General features: G+C 70.3%; 28 protein-coding genes and 1 tRNA gene. 25 read left to right on the top strand and 4 right to left on the bottom strand.

Annotated elements, in window-relative coordinates; translation table 11 throughout:
- Nucleotides 1-140: 140 nt before the first annotated feature.
- On the top strand, nt 141-1610 hold the full coding sequence (locus tag MWN52_RS16915; RefSeq protein WP_286575614.1) for a serine hydrolase domain-containing protein: 1470 nt from the start codon (nt 141-143) through the stop codon (nt 1608-1610).
- A gap of 98 nt (nt 1611-1708) precedes the next feature.
- Here the strand turns inward: MWN52_RS16915 and MWN52_RS16910 are convergent, their stop codons facing one another.
- Nucleotides 1709-2605, bottom strand: a complete 897-nt coding sequence (locus MWN52_RS16910; RefSeq protein ID WP_286575613.1) for a TIGR01777 family oxidoreductase — start codon at nt 2603-2605, stop codon at nt 1709-1711.
- A 177-nt stretch (nt 2606-2782) separates the two neighbouring features.
- Here MWN52_RS16910 and MWN52_RS16905 point away from each other — a divergent pair, with 177 nt between their 5' ends.
- The 4 genes from MWN52_RS16905 to MWN52_RS16890 all read left to right on the top strand — a co-directional run bounded on the left by MWN52_RS16905 (nt 2783) and on the right by MWN52_RS16890 (nt 6118).
- On the top strand, nt 2783-3505 hold the full coding sequence (locus MWN52_RS16905; RefSeq protein WP_234852800.1) for a DUF2242 domain-containing protein: 723 nt from the start codon (nt 2783-2785) through the stop codon (nt 3503-3505).
- Between the two features lie 233 nt (nt 3506-3738).
- Nucleotides 3739-3942 carry a hypothetical protein gene (locus MWN52_RS16900; RefSeq protein WP_130525097.1) on the top strand — a complete coding sequence of 68 codons (204 nt, stop codon included), beginning with the start codon at nt 3739-3741 and terminating at the stop codon, nt 3940-3942.
- Between the two features lie 296 nt (nt 3943-4238).
- On the top strand, nt 4239-5144 hold the full coding sequence (gene gnd, locus MWN52_RS16895) for a phosphogluconate dehydrogenase (NAD(+)-dependent, decarboxylating) (protein WP_286575612.1): 906 nt from the start codon (nt 4239-4241) through the stop codon (nt 5142-5144).
- A 164-nt stretch (nt 5145-5308) separates the two neighbouring features.
- Nucleotides 5309-6118 carry a lytic transglycosylase domain-containing protein gene (locus tag MWN52_RS16890; RefSeq protein WP_286575611.1) on the top strand — a complete coding sequence of 270 codons (810 nt, stop codon included), beginning with the start codon at nt 5309-5311 and terminating at the stop codon, nt 6116-6118.
- Here MWN52_RS16890 and MWN52_RS16885 read toward each other — a convergent pair.
- A complete protein-coding gene (locus MWN52_RS16885; RefSeq protein WP_286575610.1) occupies nt 6102-7247 on the bottom strand; it encodes a PQQ-dependent sugar dehydrogenase in 1146 nt (381 codons plus the stop codon). The genes MWN52_RS16890 and MWN52_RS16885 overlap by 17 nt on opposite strands.
- A gap of 207 nt (nt 7248-7454) precedes the next feature.
- Between MWN52_RS16885 and MWN52_RS16880 the strand changes: the two genes are divergently transcribed.
- The 14 genes from MWN52_RS16880 to MWN52_RS16815 all read left to right on the top strand — a co-directional run bounded on the left by MWN52_RS16880 (nt 7455) and on the right by MWN52_RS16815 (nt 16491).
- Complete coding sequence (locus MWN52_RS16880; protein ID WP_131659577.1) at nt 7455-8000, top strand: CcdC protein domain-containing protein; 546 nt, start codon at nt 7455-7457, stop codon at nt 7998-8000.
- Nucleotides 8001-8010: 10 nt separating this feature from the next.
- On the top strand, nt 8011-8199 hold the full coding sequence (locus MWN52_RS16875) for a CPXCG motif-containing cysteine-rich protein (protein WP_130525092.1): 189 nt from the start codon (nt 8011-8013) through the stop codon (nt 8197-8199).
- Nucleotides 8200-8253: 54 nt separating this feature from the next.
- On the top strand, nt 8254-8625 hold the full coding sequence (locus MWN52_RS16870) for a hypothetical protein (protein WP_286575609.1): 372 nt from the start codon (nt 8254-8256) through the stop codon (nt 8623-8625).
- Nucleotides 8626-8853: 228 nt separating this feature from the next.
- Nucleotides 8854-9249, top strand: a complete 396-nt coding sequence (locus MWN52_RS16865; RefSeq protein ID WP_286575608.1) for an EF-hand domain-containing protein — start codon at nt 8854-8856, stop codon at nt 9247-9249.
- A 137-nt stretch (nt 9250-9386) separates the two neighbouring features.
- A complete protein-coding gene (locus MWN52_RS16860; RefSeq protein ID WP_130516314.1) occupies nt 9387-9647 on the top strand; it encodes a hypothetical protein in 261 nt (86 codons plus the stop codon).
- A gap of 132 nt (nt 9648-9779) precedes the next feature.
- The gene (locus MWN52_RS16855; protein ID WP_130516316.1) at nt 9780-10505 is read left to right on the top strand and encodes an HAD family hydrolase; all 726 of its coding nucleotides are present in this window, start codon (nt 9780-9782) and stop codon (nt 10503-10505) included.
- Nucleotides 10502-10963, top strand: a complete 462-nt coding sequence (locus tag MWN52_RS16850) for a hypothetical protein (protein ID WP_286575607.1) — start codon at nt 10502-10504, stop codon at nt 10961-10963. The genes MWN52_RS16855 and MWN52_RS16850 overlap by 4 nt, the downstream gene beginning before the upstream one ends.
- A 92-nt stretch (nt 10964-11055) precedes the next feature.
- Nucleotides 11056-11337, top strand: coding sequence for a type II toxin-antitoxin system RelE/ParE family toxin (locus tag MWN52_RS16845; protein ID WP_286575606.1), 282 nt, complete (start codon nt 11056-11058; stop codon nt 11335-11337).
- 11 nt (nt 11338-11348) lie between these two features.
- A complete protein-coding gene (locus MWN52_RS16840) occupies nt 11349-11645 on the top strand; it encodes a HigA family addiction module antitoxin (RefSeq protein WP_130525087.1) in 297 nt (98 codons plus the stop codon).
- 235 nt (nt 11646-11880) lie between these two features.
- Nucleotides 11881-12828, top strand: coding sequence for a tRNA dihydrouridine(20/20a) synthase DusA (gene dusA, locus MWN52_RS16835; RefSeq protein WP_425608049.1), 948 nt, complete (start codon nt 11881-11883; stop codon nt 12826-12828).
- A 13-nt stretch (nt 12829-12841) separates the two neighbouring features.
- Nucleotides 12842-13753, top strand: a complete 912-nt coding sequence (locus MWN52_RS16830; RefSeq protein ID WP_286575604.1) for an arginine deiminase-related protein — start codon at nt 12842-12844, stop codon at nt 13751-13753.
- A 147-nt stretch (nt 13754-13900) separates the two neighbouring features.
- The gene (locus tag MWN52_RS16825; protein WP_286575603.1) at nt 13901-14272 is read left to right on the top strand and encodes a PepSY domain-containing protein; all 372 of its coding nucleotides are present in this window, start codon (nt 13901-13903) and stop codon (nt 14270-14272) included.
- A gap of 75 nt (nt 14273-14347) precedes the next feature.
- Nucleotides 14348-15031 carry a response regulator transcription factor gene (locus MWN52_RS16820; protein WP_130516330.1) on the top strand — a complete coding sequence of 228 codons (684 nt, stop codon included), beginning with the start codon at nt 14348-14350 and terminating at the stop codon, nt 15029-15031.
- Nucleotides 15031-16491, top strand: a complete 1461-nt coding sequence (locus MWN52_RS16815; RefSeq protein ID WP_130525069.1) for an ATP-binding protein — start codon at nt 15031-15033, stop codon at nt 16489-16491. Before MWN52_RS16820 ends, MWN52_RS16815 begins: the two co-directional genes overlap by 1 nt.
- Nucleotides 16492-16846: 355 nt before the next feature.
- Here MWN52_RS16815 and MWN52_RS16810 read toward each other — a convergent pair whose 3' ends face one another.
- Both MWN52_RS16810 and MWN52_RS16805 read right to left on the bottom strand, forming a co-directional pair.
- Complete coding sequence (locus MWN52_RS16810) at nt 16847-17632, bottom strand: M90 family metallopeptidase (RefSeq protein ID WP_286575602.1); 786 nt, start codon at nt 17630-17632, stop codon at nt 16847-16849.
- Entirely contained in the window at nt 17599-17880 is a 282-nt protein-coding gene (locus tag MWN52_RS16805; protein ID WP_130516336.1) for a hypothetical protein, read from the bottom strand. Before MWN52_RS16805 ends, MWN52_RS16810 begins: the two co-directional genes overlap by 34 nt.
- 109 nt (nt 17881-17989) lie before the next feature.
- Here MWN52_RS16805 and birA point away from each other — a divergent pair, with 109 nt between their 5' ends.
- From birA to MWN52_RS16775, 6 genes are all read left to right on the top strand, one after another.
- Nucleotides 17990-18991 (top strand): bifunctional biotin--[acetyl-CoA-carboxylase] ligase/biotin operon repressor BirA, encoded by a 1002-nt coding sequence (gene birA, locus MWN52_RS16800; protein ID WP_286575601.1) that lies wholly within the window; start codon nt 17990-17992, stop codon nt 18989-18991.
- Complete coding sequence (locus tag MWN52_RS16795; protein ID WP_286575600.1) at nt 18988-19752, top strand: type III pantothenate kinase; 765 nt, start codon at nt 18988-18990, stop codon at nt 19750-19752. Before birA ends, MWN52_RS16795 begins: the two co-directional genes overlap by 4 nt.
- 11 nt (nt 19753-19763) lie before the next feature.
- Nucleotides 19764-20549 (top strand): SPOR domain-containing protein, encoded by a 786-nt coding sequence (locus MWN52_RS16790; RefSeq protein WP_286575599.1) that lies wholly within the window; start codon nt 19764-19766, stop codon nt 20547-20549.
- 21 nt (nt 20550-20570) lie between these two features.
- Nucleotides 20571-20646: transfer RNA gene (locus tag MWN52_RS16785), tRNA-Thr, on the top strand.
- Between the two features lie 147 nt (nt 20647-20793).
- Nucleotides 20794-20949 carry an entericidin A/B family lipoprotein gene (locus MWN52_RS16780; protein WP_130516342.1) on the top strand — a complete coding sequence of 52 codons (156 nt, stop codon included), beginning with the start codon at nt 20794-20796 and terminating at the stop codon, nt 20947-20949.
- A 197-nt stretch (nt 20950-21146) separates the two neighbouring features.
- Nucleotides 21147-21356, top strand: coding sequence for a CsbD family protein (locus MWN52_RS16775; protein ID WP_130516345.1), 210 nt, complete (start codon nt 21147-21149; stop codon nt 21354-21356).
- Nucleotides 21357-21422: the final 66 nt, after the last annotated feature.

Raw genomic sequence — 21422 nt, 5'->3', positions numbered from 1 at the left:
CTCAGCTGGGGCGAACGCGTAACCCTTGAGGCCTTGCCTCTTCGGGGGTGCTATAAGGCGTTCCGGCGGAATTGTTCGCCGGTTGAGGAGAGACCTGGATCATGGATCGGAGCCGGAGGCACTCGTCACACGTCGCAGTGATGGCAGGACTGCTCCTCAGCGCATCCTGCTTCGCCCAGGCGGCCGACTGTCCCGCACCCGCCGAGGCCGTAGGTGGGCCCAGCAACGCCCATACCCGCTATGTCGAGGCGAATCTGCTGCCCGCGGTCATCAAGCCGGGCGACAAGCCGATCCCCTTGGTCGAACGCATGCGTCAGTTCGACGTGCCGGGACTCAGCGTCGCGGTGATTCACAATGGCAAGCTCGACTGGGCACGTGGCTGGGGCCTGCGCGACACGGCGGCGTGCCTGCCCGTCACGCCGGGCACCGCGTTCCAGGCGGCATCGATCAGCAAGGCGGTGACGGCCGTCCTGGCGTTGCGGCTCGTGGAGCAGGGCAGGATCGCCTTGGATCAGGACATCAACATCGCCCTGCGTTCCTGGCAGTTGCCGAAGGATCCGAAGCTGGCTCCGAACGGCGTGACCCTCCGGGAACTGCTGAGCCATACGGCCGGGCTTGGAGTCCATGGATTCGGATCCGACTACCTGCCCGGTACGACGCCACTGCCCACCCCCGTCCAGATCCTGGACGGCGTGCCGCCCAGCCACAACGCGCCGGTGCGCAGCGTGTTGCCGGCGGGCGCGCAGTTCGAATACTCGGGCGGCGGCTATGTGGTGACGCAAGTCGCGCTTGCCGACGTGAGTGGCATCTCCTTCGCCGACCTCGCGCAACGTGAGGTGCTGGGGCCGCTCGGCATGACCCGCAGCGCCTTCGCGATGCCGCCGTCGAAGGCGATCCTGACCGACATGGCATTCGGCCATGTCAATGGCAGGCCGATTCCTGGCAACTACGTGGTTTACCCCGAGCTCGCACCCGCGGGCCTGTGGACGAGCGCCAGCGATCTGGCGCGTGTGTTGATCGACCTGCAAGCCTCGATCGCGGGCAAAAAGGGCCGCCGTCTCTCGCCCGGGATGGCGCGCGACATGATGAAGCCCGTGAAAGATAACTGGGGGCTTGGCTTTGCCTTGTACACGAACGGGGCCCCCCGTTTTGGCCACGACGGCCTGAATCAAGGATTTGAATCCTTCATGGTGGCTTACGAAGGCAAGGGCGACGGCATCGTGGCGCTGACCAACGGGGGCGATGGACGTCGGTTGATGGCGGACGTGGTCCGGGCCATCGCAACCGACTACGGTTGGCGCGACCTCGCGGTGCCGGCGACCGAGGAGAAGAAGCTGTCGCCCGAAGAGCTCTCCAAGGCCGCCGGTCGCTATGTGGGGGGCGGGCTCGACGTCGTGCTTGAGGCGCGCCCGGAGGGCTTGTTCGCCAACGCAGGCGCTCCGGTCGCCGAGCGATTGATCACGTTGTCTCCGACCCGCTTCCGCTCCGAATCCATGGGGATCACGGTCGAGTTCGCGCCCGATTTCTCGAGCGGCACCATGATCGAGGGCGGTCCTCCGATGAGGTTGGTGCGCGTTGAAAACCCGTCCTCGTCTGCGAGGACCCACTGAGCGATCGCTCGGGCGTTGACCGCAGGTCTTGGCTTGAATCCTGCCGATGTCGAAGCTTGGCGTTGCGGGGGCAGCGATACAGGCGACCGGGATCGGCCTCAGGTCTCGTGTTCCAGACTCCGCGCCAAGGCGTCGTCGAGGGTGGGGTAGAGGAACTGGAAGCCCTGGCCCTGGGCGCGGGCCGGGATCACGCGCTGACCGTCGATCAGCATCTGGCCCATTTCGCCGAACGCCGCCTTCAGCGCGAAGCCGGGGGTCGGCAGCAGGGTGGGGCGGTGCAGGGCGCGGCCCAGCGCGGCGGCGAAGTCGCGCTGCCGCACCGGTTCGGGCGCGGTGCCGTTGACCGGACCCTCCAGCGTGTCCTGTTCGATCAGCCACACGATCAGGCGCACCAGGTCCTCGCGCTGGATCCAGCTGAACCACTGCTCGCCGCTGCCGATCGGCCCGCCCAGGCCCAGCCGGTACGGCGTCAGCAGCTGCTGCAGCGCGCCGCCGCCTCCGTCCAGGACCACGCCGGTGCGCAGGCAGACCGTGCGCACGCCGAGCTGCTGGGCCGGCCAGGCCGCGGCCTCCCAGTCGGCCGCCAGGTGCGCGCCGAAATCCTCGCCGGGCGGGTCGGTTTCGGTCAGCGGGGTGTCGTCGCGCGGCCCGTAGTAGCCGATGGCCGAGCCGGAGACCAGCACCGCCGGGCGCACGGTCAGGCCCTGCATCCAGGCCAGCAGCGCCTCGGTGGTGCGCAGGCGCGATTCGCGCAGCTGCTGCTTGTAGCGCTCGGTCCAGCGCTGCCCGGCCAGCGGCGCGCCGGCCAGGTTGATCACCGCGTCGGCGCCGCCGGCGCCTTCGATGTCGGCCAGCAGGCGCACGCCCTGCGGCAGCACCTCGGCCGCCGCCTGCAGGTCGCGCGAGACCACGCTGACCTGCCAGCCGCGGGCCAGCAGCGCCGGGCACAGGGCCTGGCCGATGAAGCCGCTGCCGCCGGTGATCAGCACCTGCATGGGGGATGCCTCCTGTCCAGAGTTCCCGGCAGGGTAGGTGGCGTCTCGTGATGGCGCCGTGCGACGCGCGCGCCCGGGCCGAACGCCGACTGAGCGGGTCGCAGGGACGGATGAAACCGATTTCGCGCGTCGGGGTTATCCTTCAAGGGTTTCCATCAGCACGTCCGGCCGGTCCCCATGCCCAATCGCCTGTTCTCCCTCGTCCCTCTGACCGCTGTCCTGCTGCTGGCCGGCTGCGGCCATATGCCGTTCGAGAAGAAGGGCGAGATGCTGGCCAAGGAGAACTTCGATTCGGACGGTACCTACTCGCGCACCTTCGACCGCTCGCCCGAGCAGGTCTGCGAGGCCTCGCGCCGCGCGCTGCTGAGCCAGGGTTATGTGGTCAGCCGTTCGGACGCCTCCACGGTGGAGGCCAACAAGAACTTCCAGCCCGAGCCGGAAGTGCACGAACAGGTCGCCATCCGCGTCTCGTGCGTGGCCCAGGCCTCGGGCGAGTCGTGGGTGTTCGCCAGCGCCACCCAGGACCGCTACAACCTGCGCAAGTCCAATACCTCGGCCAGCGTGGGCACCGCGCTGGGCTCGCTGTCGCTGCCCTTCGGCAGCACCGACGACTCGCTGGTGCGCGTGGCCAGCCTGACCGTGCAGCAGCCCACTTTCTACCGCTCGTTCTTCGCCCTGGTCGAGCGCTACCTGCCGCCCCCGCCGCCGAAGAAGCCCAAGACCGACGCCGCGGCCAAGCCGGCCGAGACCCCGCCGCCGGCCCCGCAGCCGCTGCAGCCGCAGCCGGTGGGCGAGTCCATCCCGGTCCCGGCCAGCGAGGCCAAGCCGGCCGACGGCACCCTGGTGCCGCAGTCGACGGCGCCGGCCACGACGCCTTCGCAGGCGCCCGACACGCTCTGAGCGCGCCGGCTGCGTGGGTCGACCGGCCAGGCCGCCTTTGGGCGGCCTTCGTCGTTTCAGGGCGGGTCCTGTGGCGTCCGACTGGGGGAAGACGCTGGGTCGTCACGAGATTGTGGGCTCGGTGTCCCGGTTACCCGGATCTCGCTGCGCCGCACCTGGGTCATGCAGCCGATCTTCATCCGGGCGGGCCTAGGCTCGTGCCTCACATCGACAGCCTCGGGAGGGACGACACGATGGACACCCGCTATTTCGTCACGCAGGACAGTACCGGCGAGCGCCGCCGCGTGCGCATTCTCCCTGCGCCATCCGGCGGCACCGACGCCGGCCATCCGCACGACCGCTACGCACTGGACGACGGCTCGCCGGTGCGGCGCGTGGACAACGAGACCTTCCAGGTCATCGGCAGCGGCGCCTACGTCACGCTGGTGCGCGACTGACAACAGGCCCCGGCGCTACTGAGGCTCCTCCCCTTTCGCGCAGCGAAGGGGGGGGCTGGGAGGGGGTGCTTTTGCTTTTGCCTTCCCCGCGAAGAGCGACCCCAGCCCTCCCCTTGGCCTGCGGCCAGAGGGCGGGGCGCAGCCATGCCGCACACGCCACCTGACGCCACCTTCCGCCCGCCACTGCAACGATGCGGTGCGGGCCTTGCCATCGTCCGCATACCCGCCGCTCACGGAGGCGACCTATCCTTGTCGTCTTCGCGCATACGCGCCTGGCATCGAAAGAGGACACGCTGATGGAACTGGGTATGGTCGGACTGGGCAGGATGGGGGCCAACATGGCGCAGCGGCTGGCGCAGGGCGGCCATACGGTCAGCGGCTTCGATCCATCGCCCGAGGCGCGTCAGCGCGTCGCCGCCCAGGGCATCACCCCCGCCGAGTCGCTGCAGGCGCTGGTCGCCGGCCTGTCCGCGCCGCGCGTGGTCTGGCTGATGGTGCCGGCCGGCAAGATCGTCGACGACACCCTGGACACGCTGCTGCCGCTGCTGGCCAAGGGCGACATCGTCATCGACGGCGGCAACTCGTTCTACCAGGACACCTTGCGCCGCGCCCAGCGCCTGCAGGAGGCCGGCCTGCACTACGTCGACTGCGGCACCAGCGGCGGCGTGTGGGGCCTGACCGAGGGCTACAGCATGATGGTCGGTGGCGCCGACGACGCGCTGGCCCTGCTCAAGCCGATCTTCGAGACGCTGGCGCCGTCGCCGACCACCGGCTGGGGCCATGTCGGCCCGACCGGCGCCGGCCACTTCACCAAGATGGTCCACAACGGCGTCGAGTACGGGATGATGCAGGCCTATGCCGAGGGCTTCGCCATCCTCGAGCGCAAGGCCGATTTCAAGCTCGACCTGCACCAGGTCGCGCAGATCTGGCAGACCGGCTCGGTGGTGCGCTCCTGGCTGCTGGACCTGACCGCCGATGCGCTGAAGCAGAACCCGACCATGGCCGGCATCGCGCCCTACGTGGAGGACTCCGGCGAGGGCCGCTGGACCGCCAAGGAGGCGCTGGACCTGGACGTGTCCGCGCCGGTGATCACCCTGTCCCTGCTCGAGCGCCTGCGCTCGCGCGAGAAGGACTCCTTCGCCGACAAGCTGCTGGCGGCGATGCGCAACGGCTTCGGCGGGCATCGCATCACCAAGGAGTAAGCGCGGTTCAAGCCCTGGGTTCCCGCTTTCCGCGGGAGCCTGGATGTGTCCCGAGAGAAGCCCCCAAGGCGATGGGTTCCCGCGTTAGCGGGAACGACGGCTGGCGCGGGCCGACGCTTCGGCCAACACGCACCGCTGACGCGCACTGGCCATACTCGCGCGCCATGCGCGCGCTCGCCCTGCTCCTGCTGTGCCTGACCGTCTCGCCGCCGGCGCTGGCGCGCACGGTCTATCGCTGCGTGCGCGAGGGTACGCTGAGCCTGTCCACCGCGCCCGAGCAGGGTTCGAAGTGCGAGGCGGTGCAACTGGACGACAACGCCGTGCAGACGCCGGACCTGTGGGGGCGCATGGGCGTCTTCAGCGGCACCCTGTACGAGCGCGAGCAGGACGGGATCAAGGTCTACGGCACGCGCAAGCTGCCCGGCGCGGTGCCGTACCTGCGCTTCACCGTGGCCACGCCGCCGGGCGAGCCGGCGCATGCCGGCCTGGGCCAGGTCGGTACGCCCAGGCTGGATGCCTGGCCCAAGCTGTTCGCCGCCGCGGCCAGGCGCAATCAGGTCGAGGACGCGCTGCTGCGCGCCATCGCCCACGCCGAAAGCGGCTTCGATGCCGCCGCGGTGTCGCCCAAGGGCGCGCAGGGCGTGATGCAGCTGCTGCCGGGCACCCAGCGCGATTACGGGGTGGCCGATCCGTTCTCGCCCGAGCAGTCCATCGCCGCCGGCGCGCGCCACCTGCGCTGGCTGCTGCGCCGCTACGACGGCGACCGCACGCGCGCGCTGGCCGCCTACAACGCCGGCGTCGGCGCGGTGGAACGCTACGACGGCGTGCCGCCTTACGCGGAGACGCGCGCCTATGTCGACAAGGTCGAGGCGCTGCTGGCGCGTTACCGGCAGGCGCTGGGCACCGCGCCACTGCGCCCGGCCGACGCGGTGCCGCGGCCAGCGCCTGCCGCCGGGCTCACGCCTTCGGGGTGAGCTTGATCAGGTGTCCGGCGCCGGCGTCCTCGCCGTCTTCCAGCAGGTACAGGGCGCCGTCCGGCCCCTGCTCGATCTCACGAATGCGCTGGCCCATGTCGTAGCGCGCGGCCTCGCGCGCCTGCGTGCCGTTGAACTCCACCCGCACCAGCGCCTGCGAGGAGAGCCCGCCGATGAAACCGTCGCCCTTCCAGTCCGGGAACAGGCGGCCCGAATAGATCACGAAGCCCGCCGGCGAGATCACCGGCGTCCAGGTGATCTTGGGCGCGGCGAACTCCGGGCGCGTGGCGTGGTCCGGGATCGGGCGCCCGTCGTAGTGGTCGCCGTTGGAGACGATCGGATAGCCGTAGTTGGCGCCGCGCTCGACCAGGTTGAGCTCGTCGCCGCCCTTGGGGCCCATCTCGTGTTCCCACAGCCGGCCCTGCGCGTCGAAGGCCAGACCCAGGATGTTGCGGTGGCCCAGCGACCAGACCTGCGCGGCCACGCCGCCCTGGGCGGCGAAGGGATTGTCCGGCGGCACGCTGCCGTCGTCGTTGAGCCGGATGATCTTGCCCAGGTTGCTGGCCATGTCCTGGGCCGGGTCGAACTTCTGCCGCTCGCTGGAGCTGATCCACAGCTTGCCGTCGCGGTCGAACGCAAGCCGGTGCCCGTAATGCCCCTGGCCGCTGACCTTGGGCACCTGGCGCCAGATCACCTGCAGGTCCTGCAGCGCACCGCCGCCGGCCGCATCCAGCACCAGCTTGGCGCGCGCGACCGCGGCGCCGCGGGTGTCGTCTTCGCCGGCCTCCGCATAGCTCAGATACACCCAGTGGTTCTGCGCGAACTGCGGGTGCGGCAGCACGTCGCCGAACCCGCCCTGGCCGCCATAGGCAACCTTGGGCACGCCGGAAATCCGGGTGGCCTTGCCGGTCTTGAAGTCGAACAGCTGCAGCTGGCCGCGCTTCTCGGTCACCAGCAGGCGTCCATCCGGCAGGAAGGCCATCGCCCAGGGCTCGTCGAAGCGGTGCACCGGCGTGGCGGTGAAGGGCAGGGCGCCGGAGGCTGCCTCAGGCGCGGCCGCGCCGCTGCAGGCGGCGACCGCCAGCAGGGTGGGCAGCAGGGCCAGGCGCAGACGATGGGGAAGCGGCATGGCGCGAAGCTCTCGAAGTGCGCTGAGGCGCGGAATCGCGGTTGTAACCGCTGGCCGGCGCGCAGTTGTTCAGGCCGCGTCAGGCTGACCGGTTCGTCACCGGCGCCGTCGCGCCAGACGCCCACGCGCAAGAAGTGACACTTGGCATCTTGCGCGGCAGGTCCCCGGGTTCCACGCTGCGTCCTGCCCTCGCCAGGAATCTCGCCCATGCCCGCCCACGCCGTGTCGCCGCTGACGCCGTACCTGCCCATGGTGGCGATCGCCTTCCTGTACTACCGGCGCATCCGCCGCAGCTTCGGGCGCCAGCCCTGGCGACCGGTGCGCGCGGGGATCCGCCTGGGGATGCTGGCGCTGGTCACGGTGCTGCTGATCGTGCTGGGTTTCCTGATTCCGCACGTGGCGCCGGGGCTGGTGCTGGGCGCCCTGGCCGGCGCCGGGCTGGGCCTGCTGGCGCTGCGGCACACGCACAGCGAATGGCGCGACGGGCAGGGCTGGTACACGCCAAACCCCTGGATCGGCGCGCTGCTGATGGTCCTGCTGCTGGGGCGGCTGGCGTTTCGCTGGGCCAGCGGCGCCTTCGCCGGCGGCGCCGCCATGGCCGGCTCGCAGGCCAGTCCGTTGACGCTGGGCATGGCCGCGGCGCTGGTGATGTACTCGCTGGTGCACGTGGGCGGGCTGTGGCTGCGCATGCGCACGCTGCGTGAGCATGCACTGCCGCCGGTCGCCCCACCGCCGCCGCCCACCGTGTCCTGAGCCACGCCAGATGCTCGACTTCCAGCTGATCCACTGCCCGTACTGCGGCGAACCTTTGGAGATCGCCGTGGACGCCTCGGCCGGCGATGCCGACTACATCGAGGACTGCCAGGTGTGCTGTCGCCCGATCGCCATCGCCCTGCGCCTGGACGAAGAAGGCGATGCACAGATCGCCGCGCGCGCGGAGAACGACGCCTGACCCGGCGCCTGGCGCTGCTACAGTGACTCCAGTCCCGTACCGCGTCCCCACCCCATGAATCTGCCGCTGCATTTCGGCCTGCTTGGCGCCCTGGAAGCCGGTGCCATCGCCTTCGTCATCGGCCTGCTGGTGTACGCGGTCTGGCATGCCATCGCCGCGCGCACCGGGCTGCACCATTCCCACGCCATCGGCTGGAGCTGCGTGATCGCCGTGGCGATCGGTGGGGGCATCGACGCATGGCATCTGTTCTCGCTGGGCGTGGTCAAGCTGGAATCCCCGGTGTACGCGCGCTTGGCCCTGCAGCGCATCCACGATCCGGACGCGCTGGGGACGCGCGTGGCCCTGGAGGCGATCGGCGCGGTGGTCGGCGTGGTGCTGTCGCGCCTGGGATTCAGCGCGCGTTCCTCGGCGCGCAACGCCGTCTGAGCCGCGTCGAGGCGTACAGCGCGCGGACTCGGTCACGCGATCAACGCCGGCCTGACGTTCTGCCCACGCGTCGCTAACGACGGGCCTAACGCCGATCGCGGCGTGGCGGGTTAACGGCGCGTTGGTCGTGGGTTCGTCGCACCGGTGGAGTTCATGCCGCCCGCCGCAGGGTGTGCACTGTGCGTCGTGCTACGGCGCATGTCTCCGATGCAGAAGAGGTGCCCGTGCATGAAGCGTCTTCGATTCAACGCGTTCCCGCTGGTGCTGCTGTCCAGCAGCGTCCTGGTCGCGCCTGCATTGGCGCAGTCGCAGCAGCCGACACTGGCGCCGGCCGCCGCCGCATCTGCGGCACCCGACCAGCGCCAGCAGCGTTGGGACGATCTGGATGCCAACCATGATGGCTCCATCAGCAAGGCCGAGGCGGCCGGCAACGCCGGACTGTCGCAGGTGTTCGACCAGGTCGACGCCAATGCCGACGGCGCCGTGTCGCTGGACGAGTACAAAGCCTTCGTGACCCAGCACTACGGGCCCGGCGCCGGCGAACCGGCTCCCGGCCGACAAGCGGACCCCATCGCTCAGGTCCTGCCGGGCGAGAATCCGCACGCCGTCGCGTTTTCCGCTTGACCGCGGCGTGAAGACGGCGTTTCATGCGCGAGAGGCGCCGCCTTCACGGGTGCCTGGTCGCACCTTACCTGTTCTGCCCACCCCCTCGCGTCCGCGCGGTATCCGCGCACGGCGTCCCGCACCCAAGGAGTTTTCTGATGAAGATCCGCAACACGCTGCTGGCCTCGGCCGCCCTGGCCGCCACCCTCGCCCTGACCGCCTGCGGGCCGAAGGCCGACGAAACCGCCCCGGCGGCCTCGACTCCGGTCGAATCCACCGCCCCGGCCGAGACCACCACCCCGCCGGTCGAGTCGACCGCCCCGGCCGAGACTTCGGCTCCGGCCGAGACCACCATGCCCGCCGAGACCACCGCCCCGGCCGAGACGACCACGCCGCCGGAGAGCAAGCCGGCTGCCTGATCCCAGGCGACCGCAAGTCCGGCCGGCATCTCGTCGGCCGGGCCCAGGCGAACAGAACGGGCGACCCTTGCGGGTCGCCCGTTTTGCTTGGGCATCGCTATCCTGTGCAGCTCACTTCTCACAGGAGTGGCCATGCCACGGATCGACTGGGTCGGCTTCGACGGCGACGACACGCTGTGGAAGAGCGAGGACTACTACCGCGCGGCCGAGGCGGCGTTCGAGCAGATCATCGGCCACTACATCGACCTGGGCGACCGCCGCACCCAGCAGCATCTGCTGGCGGTCGAGCGGCGCAATCTGCGCGTGTTCGGCTATGGCGTCAAAGGCATGACCCTGTCGATGATCGAGGCGGCCATCGAGCTGACCGCACAGCGCATCAGCACCCAGCACGTGCAGGACATCATCGCCATCGGCCGGGCCACGCTGGATCATCCGGTGGAACTGATCGACGGCATTCGCCCGGCCGTGGAAGCCATCGCCGCGCGCCACCGCATCGTGCTGATCACCAAGGGCGACCTGTTCCATCAGGAAGCCAAGATCGTCAAGTGCGGGCTGTCGGACCTGTTCCACCGCATCGAGGTGGTCTCGGAGAAGGACACGCCCACCTACCAGCGCGTGCTCGACGAACTGGACGTGCGGCCCGAGCGCTTCGCCATGATCGGCAACTCGCTGCGCTCGGACATCGCGCCGGTGGTGGGCCTGGGCGGTTGGGGCATCCACATGCCGTATCACGTGACCTGGGCGCACGAGGCCGAGCACGACCTGGCCGAGAACACCCCGCGCCTGCTCCAGGTGCAGGACGCGCGCGAACTGCCCGGCGCGCTGGCCCGGATCGAGTCCGGCCTCGAAGCGCCATGAGCTGGCGCGCGCTGGCCTGCGCGGCGGCCCTGCTGGCGGTGCCGGCCATGCCTGCGATGGCGCAGCAGGCCGCGCCCCCGTCGACGCCGGCCTACGCCCCGGACACCGGCGATGCTTGGATCGACGCGCGGCTGCGCGACCTGGGCGCCTACGCGCCGCGCTATCCCGACGCCTTCGTCGACGAGATCGCGCGCTACCTGGATGCGCCGCGTGCCTACGTCGTCGCACTGGGGCAGCAGCCGAACTGGGCGCCCGGCGACGTGTACTACGCCTGCGCCCTGGCCAAGGCGCTGGCCCAGCCCTGCCGCACCGTGGTGCGCGCCCGCACCCAGGACGACAGCGACGGCTGGCAGGGCGTCGCCCAGCGCCTGACCGGCAAGGGCAAGCCGATCCCCTACCGCACCGTGCGCACCCTGCTGCGCACCAGCTACGCCCACTGGGCCCGGCCGCTGGACTGAGCGAACACGACGGCTTGGCAACTGGCCATCCTCGTAGCCTCGGCCACGGAGTAACGACTTGCGTTAGTAACGAGTTTCGTTACTATAGCGATGTGGCCATCCAGTCCTTCGCCGACAAGCACACCCAGCACCTTTTCGAAGGCCGGCGCGTGCGGCGCTGGATCAACGTTGAAGTGGTCGCGATGCGCAAGCTGGCAATGCTCAACGCGGCAGCGGTGCTGGATGACCTGCGTATTCCTCCCGCCAACCGGCTGGAGGCTTTACAGGGCGATCGTCGCGGCCAGCACAGCATCCGCATCAACGACCAGTACCGGGTGTGCTTCGTCTGGACCCCGACCGGTCCGGCGAACGTCGAAATCGTCGACTATCACTAAAAGGAGGCGCCATGCGCACCATCGCTTATCCCAAGCCCGGCGAGATCCTGCTACACGAGTTTCTCGAGCCCATGGGCATCACCCAGTACCGTTTGGCCAAGGCCATCGGCGTGCCGCAGCGGCGCATCGGCGAGATCGTCGGCGGCAATCGCGGCGTGACCGCGGATACCGCCCTGCGCCTGTCGCGCTACTTCGGCACCTCTGTCGGGTTCTGGTTGGGCCTGCAGATGGACCACGACGCGGCCGTGGCGCGCGACGCGCTGGCCGAGACGCTGGCAAAAATCGAACCGTACCGGCCAGCAGCGTAAAATCGGAGCGCCGCGACGCAGCGCAAGCGCTTATGCGTCGCTCGGTTTAGACATCCTTGCCGTCGGGCGTCAGCGCGAAAGCAGCTTGGCCGCGCAGCCTCGGATATGCACCAGGGAACAGCGGCGCGGGGAACCGAGTCAGAACGCTGTAGTAGCGGGAATTCAAGTGGTCGACATGTCCGATGAAGCACTAGAAAATCAGAAGCCGCGGGATCCGCGCCTGTCCGTAGCGCCCATGATGGACTGGACCGACCGCCATTGCCGGGCGTTCCATCGGGTGCTGGCGCCGGGCGCCTTGCTCTATACCGAGATGGTCCATGCCAATGCGGTGCTGCAGGGCGATCGGGAGCGGCTGCTCGGCCATGACGCCTCCGAGCATCCGGTGGCGCTGCAGCTGGGCGGCAGCGAGCCCGAGCGGATGGCCGCGGCTGCGCGCATCGGGCAGGACTACGGCTACGACGAGGTCAACCTCAATGTCGGCTGTCCCTCCGACCGGGTGCAGGCCGGGCGATTCGGCGCCTGCCTGATGAAGGAGCCGGCGCTGGTGGCCGAGTGCATCGCCGCCATGCGCACGGCGGTGTCCATCCCGGTCACGGTCAAGTGCCGGCTGGGCGTGGACGAGCTGGAGGACTACGCGCACTTCGCCGGCTTCATCGACACGGTCGCCGCGACCGGCTGCGATACCTTCATCGTGCACGCGCGCAAGGCCTGGCTCGATGGCCTGTCGCCCAAGGAGAACCGCGAGATCCCGCCGCTGCGCTACGAGTGGGCCTACCGGCTCAAGCGTGAGCGTCCGCAGCTGACGATCTCGCTCAATGGCGGCATCGCCGACCTGGAGGCGATCGCCACGCACCTGACGCAGGTCGATGCGGTGATGCTGGGCCGCGCGGCCTATCACGATCCCTACCTGCTGCATCGCGCCGATGCGCAGCTGGCCGGTATGCAGGTGCGCCCGCGCGAGGAGCTGCTGCGCGCACTGCGCCCTTACGTCGAGGCGGCGCTGGCGCGCGGTGTCGCGCTCAAGCACATCACCCGCCACGTGCTGGGCCTGTACGCCGGCCAGCCGGGCGGGCGCCAGTTCCGCCAGATCCTGAGCGAAGGCGCGCATCGCCCGGGCGCGGACTGGTCGCTGGTCGAACGCGCGCTGGCCGCCACCGGCGCCCCGCTGACCGCCGCCGCCTGAGGCCGGTGCGCCGGTGATCACGCGCGATCCACAGGCCTTCCTCGCTCTGGCGCGCACGCTCGCGCCGGACTGGGGCACCGCCACGGCGAGGGGCGTTTTCCTGGTGTCGCCCGATGGCTTTGCCCGTGCGGAGGAATCGGCCCGCGACAATGTCTACATGGCGAGCGAGGGCTTCGACGCGGCCGCGGCACTGGCCGAACACCGCACCCTGCATCAGGCGCTGTCGGCGCAGCTGCCGGTGATCGCCTTCGCCGGCGACGCGGCCACGCCCGATGCGCTGTTTCCCAACAACGTCTTCGCCACCGTGCCGGGCCGCGCGATCGTCGGACGCATGCGCCATCCGGTGCGCCAGCGCGAGGCCGCGCGCGGCGATATCCGGGCCTTCTTCACCGACGTGCTCGGTTATGCGCTGGAGGACCTCTCGACCCAGCCGCATCCGTGCGAGCTGACCGGATCGCTGGTGATCGACCGCGCGCGCGGCCTGGCCATCTGCGGGCTGTCCGAACGCTGCGACGCGCAGGGCGCGGCGCTGATGCACGCCGCCTTCGGCCTGCGGGCCACGCTGCTGGTCGACCTGGCGCCGGGCGAGTACCACACCAACGTGGTCCTGGCGCTGCTGGCCGGCCGCGCCGCGCTGGTCAGCCCCGCCGGCTTCGCCGATCCGGCACCGCTGCTGGCGGTGCTGCAGGCGCTGTACGGTCCGCATGTGATCGGGCTGGATGCGGCCGAGCAGCAGGCCTTCGCCGGCAATGCGATCAGCCTGAGGCCCGATTCGGTGTGGATGAGCCGCACCGCGCACCGGGCGCTGCGCCCGGCGACGCTGGCGGCGATGGCGGCGGCTGGCCTGGAGCTAAGGTCCGTGCCGCTGCCCGCCATCGAGGCCGCTGGCGGCTCGCTAAGATGCTGTGTGGGCGAGCTTTTCTAAGCCGGCCCGGCGCCTGAACGAGTCCGCATCCCCGTTCAGAAAATTCAGAACGGATTCACCGCGGCGCCCCAAGACTGGCCCCTTCCTCGCCACCGGAGTGTCGGTCGCGGTTCATCCCACCGCGCGAATAGCCGTTACGATTCCGTTATGACCAGCTCACGCGCTCTAGATGTCCTTTTAACCGCCGCGCTCCTGCTCGGCGCGACGTCTGCGGCCTGGGCGCAGGTCGATCCCGGCATCGCCCCGGTCCCCCAGCGCGGCCCGGGTGGTCGCCTGGATGCGGCCGACGCGGTGCGCCGTGCCCAGGCCGAGAGCGGCGGGCGCGTGTTGGGCGCCGAGCGCGTGCAGTTCGACGGCCGCGACATCATGCGGGTCAAGGTGATGGATCAGGACGGGCGCGTGCGCTACATGGACAGCGATTCGATGAGCCGGCGCGAGACGCGTCGCGGCGATCCGGGCCCGGGACGGGGCGACTTCCCGCCGATGCGTCCACGCGGGCCTAACCCCCCTCGCCCGTAAGCTGAACGGCATGGTGAGCCGTTCAGCTTGCCACCCGATACTCAGCAACGTCCCCATTTCAGTTAGGAAGACTCCATGCGCATTCTGCTGGTCGAAGACGAAGCTCCGCTGCGTGAAACCCTGGCCGCTCGCCTGAAGCGCGAAGGCTTTGCCGTCGATGCGGCGCAGGACGGCGAGGAAGGCCTGTACATGGGCCGCGAGGTGCCCTTCGACGTGGGCATCATCGACCTGGGCCTGCCCAAGATGTCGGGCATGGAGTTGATTAAGGCGCTGCGCGACGAGGGCAAGAAGTTCCCGGTGCTGATCCTGACCGCGCGTTCGAGCTGGCAGGACAAGGTCGAGGGCCTCAAGCAGGGCGCCGACGACTACTTGGTCAAGCCCTTCCACGTCGAGGAGCTGCTCGCCCGCGTCAACGCGCTGCTGCGCCGCGCCGCCGGCTGGAGCAAGCCCACGCTGGAGTGCGGTCCGGTCGCGCTGGATCTGGCCGCGCAGACGGTCAGCGTCAACGGCAGCAATGTCGATCTGACCAGCTACGAGTACAAGGTCCTCGAGTATCTGATGATGCACGCCGGCGAGCTGGTCTCGAAGGCCGACCTGACCGAGCACATCTACCAGCAGGACTTCGACCGCGACTCCAACGTGCTGGAGGTCTTCATCGGCCGCCTGCGCAAGAAGCTCGATCCCGACGGCGCGCTCAAGCCGATCGAAACCGTGCGCGGCCGCGGCTACCGCTTCGCCATCCCGCGCAACGAGGGCTGATGCCCGGGGCCGCGCCTTCCGCGCAGGCCCCGGCGGCAGGGCGCGAACGCATCGTCCGGTGGCGCCCGCGCTCGCTGCGGGCGCGCCAGCTGCTGGCCGCCAGCGTGGGCCTAGTGGCGTTTCTCGCGCTGGCCGGCGTGGCGCTGGACCGCGCCTTCGTCACCACGGCCGAGGACAACCTGCAGCGGCGGCTGGAAGGCTATGCGTACTCGTTCGCCAACAAGGTGGACTTCGCCCGCGACGGGTCGCTGATCAATCCATCGGATGCGGCGACGGTGATCGACCCGCGCTTCGGCCAGCCCGGCAGCGGGCTGTACGCGCAGATCGTGCTGCCCAATCCGGAGGCCGGCTGGGGGTCGGATTCGACCCTGGGCCCGTATCTGCCGCAGGGCAAGATGCTCAAGCCCAACGACAAGGTCTTCGAAGGCCCGCTGGACATGGTCCAGCTGGACGGGCGCGACGGCGCGATCTATCGCTTCGGCCTGGGCACGGTGTGGGCCGCGCGCGGACCCAAGAGCGAGTTTTCCTATTCGATCTACGTGCTCGAAGACACGCAGGTGCTCGACTCGCAGCTGCAGACCTTCCGTCATGCGCTGTGGGTCTATCTGGGCAGCGCGGGTGTGGTGCTGCTGCTGCTGCAGGGGCTGATCCTCAACTGGAGCCTGCGCCCGCTGCAGCGCGTGATCAACGAGCTCAAGCGGGTCCAGCGCGGCGAAGCCAAGGGCATGACCGAGCACCATCCGCGCGAGCTGGAGCCGCTGACCGAGAGCATCAACGCCTTCATCGATTCCGAGCGCGAGAACCTGGAGCGCCAGCGCAACACGCTGGCCGACCTGGCGCATAGCCTGAAGACGCCGCTGGCCGTGCTGCGCGCGCAGCTGGACGACGGGGTGCACGCCAATGCGCTGCGCGAGGAGCTCAACGTCCAGCTCAAGCGCATGAACGATCTGGTGTCCTATCAGCTGGCGCGCGCGGCCTCCACCGGCCACAAGCTGTTCTCGGCGCCGGTGGACATCGAGCCTCACGCCGACCAGATCGTGCGCGGGCTGGAGAAGGTGTACGCGGCCAAGGGCGTGATCTGCGAGTTCGAGATCGATCCGTCCGCGCGCTTCCACGGCGAGGTGGGCGACCTGCAGGAGCTGATGGGCAACCTGCTGGAGAACGCGTTCAAGTGGGCACGCTCGCGCGTGCTGCTGACCGTTGCGCCGATCAATTCGGCCGGCAATCGTCGCGCCGGTCTGCTGCTGGCGGTGGACGACGATGGCCCGGGCATCGCCGAGGACAACGTGGCCAACATCCTGCAGCGCGGCGTGCGCGGCGACGAGCGCGTGCAGGGCCACGGCATCGGCCTGTCCATCGTGCAAGACCTGGTGCGCGGCTATCGCGGCGAGTTGACCGTGAGCCGGTCGCAGGAGCTGGGCGGCGCGCGGTTCGAGGTGAAACTTCCTGAGGGGCTGTGAGTCGGCCCCAGCTGTGCAGGCAGCTTGGGAAGTAACGTCCTTCTTCGACTTTGACCCTCCTTGTTCGCCGCCGAGCAGGCGCCGGAGTTGGACATCAGGAGCTGCGGGCAACTTCCTACCGTCGCGAAAGCGGGAACCCATGGACCTTGCGCGACCTGGACGGACGTCCATGGATCCCCGCGTTCGCGGGGATGACGGGTTTTTTCTGTGCTACCGCCCTCGACGCAACAACCTTCCTAAGCGAAGTTCGAGGCCGCAAGCTCCTGATCGATTCCCGATTCCCGATTCCCGATTCCCGATTCCCGAATCCCGATTCCCGAATCCCGAATCCCGAATCCCGAATCCCGCCGCCGCGCTAGAACATCGCCGGCGGCGCGCCGTACAGCCTGACCAAGTGTCCGGCGACTTCCGGCATCGCCTCACGTAAGACCTGCGGGGCGGAGAAGTGATATTCGCTGACCACGGCGAAGAATTCCTCCGGCGACTCGGCCGCATAGCCGTCGATGCGGGTGCGCTTGCCGGCGTCCACGCGCAGGCACAGGGCGTCGTAGTGCTGCTGGAAGTCCTTGGCCCAGGCGCGCTGCCAGCTGCCGGGCAGGGGCGGGCTGCCGTCGAGCACGCCGTTGAGGCCGTCGAGCTTGTGCGCCATCTCGTGCACGACCACGCAGTAGCCGGCGGCCGGGTCTTCGATATCGGCCTGGACGTCGGCCCAGGACAGGATCAGCGGGCCGCTGTCCCAGGATTCGCCGGCCAGTTCGTCTTCCCACTCGTGCAGCACGCCGGCCGCATCGACGTGGCTGCGCTGCACGCGGAACGCCTCGGGATACACGATCAGCTGCGACCAGCCGCGCAGCCCGCCGATGCCGAATTCCAGCAGCGGCAGGCAGCACAGCGCGGCCAGCTGCACGCGTGCATGCTCGTCCAGCTCCAGGCCGCCCAGCGCCGTGATCGTCTTCTGATGGAGGAAGCGCGCCGCCAGGGCGCGCAGCGTCTCGCGCTGGGACGGCTGCAGGCCACGGACCCACGGCAGGCCGTCGCTGGCCTGCTGCCAGAGGGCGTCATCGAGGGAGGGCGGCTGGCCGCGCAGCCAGCGCAACAGCGGCTGGATCAGCGGAACATCCCGGGCAGGAAGCTGTTCCACTTGGGCGCGCGCAGGCGCAGCACGCCTTCGTCGTCGCCACCGCCGCCCTGGCTGGTCGCCGGTGCGGCGGCGTGGCCATAGCCGGACGCCGGACTGCTCTTGTCCGCCGTCGCGCCAGTGGTGGACTCGCCGGCGCGATTGCCCGACGCTGCCGGTGCGGTCGCGGCCACGGCAGTGCGCCCGTTCTGGGCCAGCACGGGCGAGGCGACGCAGGACAGCAGCACAACGGCAAGGCAGGCGCGAAGCATCGGAAGACTCCGGGGCGGGGCACACAGCGGCGAAACCCGATCATAACGCGCTTTTGACTTCCTGTACGCCATGACAGCATCCGCCGGGCCTCCCCATAATGGCGGCCTGATGACCGCCCTCCCTGTTCAGTCTCCCGCGTCCGCCGAGCGCGAGCGCCAGCTCCTGTCGCGCCTGATGCAGGGGCCGGTGTCCGGCGACCTGCTGGCGCAGGAGACCGGGCTGACCCGGACCGCCATCTGGAAGCGGGTCCAGGCCCTGCGCGAGGCCGGCATCGCCATCGCCGGCAGCGCCGGTCAGGGCTACGCGCTGCAGGGCCCGCTGGAACTGCTGGACGCCGACGCCCTGCGCGCGGCGCTGCCGGCCCAGGCGCTCGCCCTGGTCGCGCAGCTGGAGGTGGCCTGGAGCCTGGATTCCACCAACAGCGAGCTCCTGCGCCGCACCAGCCCGGACCACGGTTGCGCCGTGCTGCTGGCCGAGCGCCAGACCGGCGGTCGCGGCCGCCGCGGACGCAGCTGGGCCTCGCCCCTGGCCGCGCACATCTATCTGTCGGTGGCCCGGCGCTACAGCGGCGGCCTGGCCCGGCTGGGCGGGCTGAGCCTGGTGGCCGGCGTGGCGGTGGCCGAGGCGCTGCGCGCCCTGGGCCTGGCCCAGGTGGGCCTGAAGTGGCCCAACGATCTGGTGGTCGACGGGCGCAAGCTCGGCGGCCTGCTGGTCGAGGGCGGCGGCGAGGCCGGCGGCCCGGTCCGCGCAGTGGTCGGGATCGGGCTCAACGTGCGCATGCCGCAGGCGCAGGGCGAGGCGATCGACCAGCCCTGGATCGACCTGGCGGGCGCGCTGCCGACGCCGCCTGCGCGCCAGGCGGTGGTGGCGGCGGTGCTGGCGCAGCTGCTGCCGGCGCTGGCGCTGTTCGACAGCGAGGGGCTGGCGCCGTTCCTGCCGCGCTATGCGGCGCTGGATGCGCTGCGCGGACGCGCGGTGACGGTGAAGCTGGACGAGGGCGATGTGGTCGGCACCGCCGAGGGCATTGCCGAGGACGGCGCGCTGCGCGTGGTGACCGCGCAGGGCCTGCGCGTCTTCCATGCCGGCGAAGTCAGCGTGCGCGCGGCATGAGTCCGGAGGCGATGCCGCAGCGCTGGTTGCTCGATCTGGGCAACACCCGGCTCAAGGCCGCGCCGCTGCAGGCCGACGGCCGGATCGGCACGGTGGTCGCGCTGGATCACGGACGCGGCGCCCTGCTGGACCAGCTGCGCGCGCAGCTGCCTGCGTATGGCGCGTCGGCCTGCCTGGCCAGCGTCGCCGCGCCCGCCCTGACTGCCGGCGTGCTGGAGGTCCTGCAGGAACGCTTCCGGCTTGTCTCGCTGGCACGCACCCAGGCGCAGCTGGCCGGTCTGCGCGTGGCCTATGCCGAACCGGCGCGGCTGGGCGTGGACCGCTTCCTGGCCATGCTCGGCGCGCGCGCGCGCGGCGCCGGGCCATGGCTGGTAGCCGGCGTGGGCACAGCGGTGACGATCGATCTGGTCGCCGCCGACGGGACGCACCTGGGCGGGCGCATCGCGCCGTCGCCGCAGCTGATGCGGCAGGCCCTGCACCGGGCCGCCGCGCAGCTGCCGGCCGAGGGCGGGGCGTTCGACGAGTTCGCCAGCGAGACGGTCGACGCGCTGACCTCCGGCTGCGACGGTGCGGCCGTGGCCCTGATCGAACGCAGCCTGGCGCAGGGGGCGCAGCGCCTGGGCCAGATGCCGTCGCTGCTGCTGCATGGCGGCGGCAGCGCCCCGTTGGCGGCGCTGCTGCCGCAGGCGCAGCGCATCGACAGCCTGGTGCTGGAAGGCTTGGGCGTGTGGGCCGGGATCTCCGCCGTGCCGGACCGATAGAATCCCGCGCCATGCTGATCCGTGCCCTGATCCTGTTGCTGGTCGTCCTCAACCTCGGCGTCGCCGCGTGGTGGCTGATGGCGCCGTCGTCGCCGGCGCCGGTGCCGACCGCGCAGGTCGATGGCCTGCCCTTGCTGGAGACGCCGACCTCGCAGCAGCTGGCCCAGGCGCGTCGCGCCGCGGCCAGCCGCCCGGCGGTCGAGGCGCCGCCGTCGCCGCAGCTGGTCGAGGCCAAGCCGAGCACGGTCGTGCCCGCGCCGCCGGCCCCGCAGGCCAAGCCGGTCGCGCCGCTCAAGCCGGCGCCCGCGCCTGCTCCTGCGCCGGAACCGCCGCCCAAGCCGGCGCCGCTGGCCTGCACGGCGCTGGGTCCGTTCGACAGCGAGGCCGAGGCGCGCGCCGCCCAGGGCCGGCTCAAGCCAGCGCCCGCGTCGGCCAGGCTGCGCAGCCAGAACCAGCCGGCCCGCGCCTACTCGGTGATGGCGCCGTTCGCCGATCGCGCCGCAGCCGAGGACATGGCCCGGCGGATCACGGCCGCCGGCTTCGACGACCTGATGGTGATCTCCAACGGGCCGTCCTCGGGCGTGGCGCTGGGCCGCTACAGCACGCGCGAGGCCGCCCAGCGTCGCCAGCGCGACCTGGAGGCGGCCGGCTTCGATGCGCGCATGGAGGCGGTCGGTCCCGAGGGCCCGGTGCAGTGGTGGCTCGACGTGCGCGCCAGCGCGCCGGCGACCGCGCTGCAGGGCCAGGCCGGGGCCGCGCGCGCCGTGGCGCAGGACTGCGCACGCGCCAGCGGCTAGAATGCGCCGCGACGCATCATCGCCGCTTTAGCTCAGCAGGTAGAGCAACCGCCTTGTAAGCGGTAGGTCGTCCGTTCGATTCGGACAAGCGGCACCATCTCCCGCAAGGCCTAACGGGCGCCTTGTGCAACCGAAGCTGACCGCTGTTCAGCGTGTTCACGCAGTTTCGACGAGGCGCTCGGCAGCCTTCACATCAAGGTTTTCCAAAGGGGAAAGCCGGGAAACCAACTTCGGAGAATTCCCAATGAAGCGCACGATCTGCCTGCTGGTGCTGTCCGTTTTCTTCGCCGGTTCGCTGGCTGCCTGCAACACCGTCAAGGGCGCCGGCAAGGACGTCCAGAAGGTCGGCAGCAAGATGGAAGATTCCGCCGACAAGACCGGCGGCACCGGGACCAAGTAATCCCGCTGCAGCGTTCAAACGATTCAACAAGGAAGCCGGCGCAAGCCGGCTTCCTTGTTCGTGCGCGCCGGTGACAGGTGCGACAGGCGCGGTGGGCTAACGACCCCTCCACGCGCGGCTCATGCGCGCGCAACGTGCCGCCGGGCAGGCTGCCCGCACGGCATCGACCCGCCGTGTTGAAACCATGAGGTGAACGCATGAACAAGGACATCATCGCCGGCAACTGGAAGCAGCTCAAAGGCAAGGCCCAGGCCAAGTGGGGCGACCTGACCGACGACGTGTTCGACGTGGCCGAGGGCAACGCCGAGTACCTGGCCGGCAAGCTGCAGGAGCGCTACGGCTGGGACCGCGACCGCGCGCAGAAGGAAGTGAACGCCTTCGAGCGTTCGCTGGACGAGCGCCACTGATCTTTCTCAGGCGCAGCGTGATCAGGCAACGGGCCCCTCGCGGGCCCGTTGTCGTTTGCGGCCGTG

The organism is Pseudoxanthomonas winnipegensis, assembly GCF_030322905.1.
In the GTDB taxonomy this organism is placed as follows: domain Bacteria; phylum Pseudomonadota; class Gammaproteobacteria; order Xanthomonadales; family Xanthomonadaceae; genus Pseudoxanthomonas_A; species Pseudoxanthomonas_A winnipegensis.
This window is presented reverse-complemented; position numbering and strand designations above follow the sequence as displayed.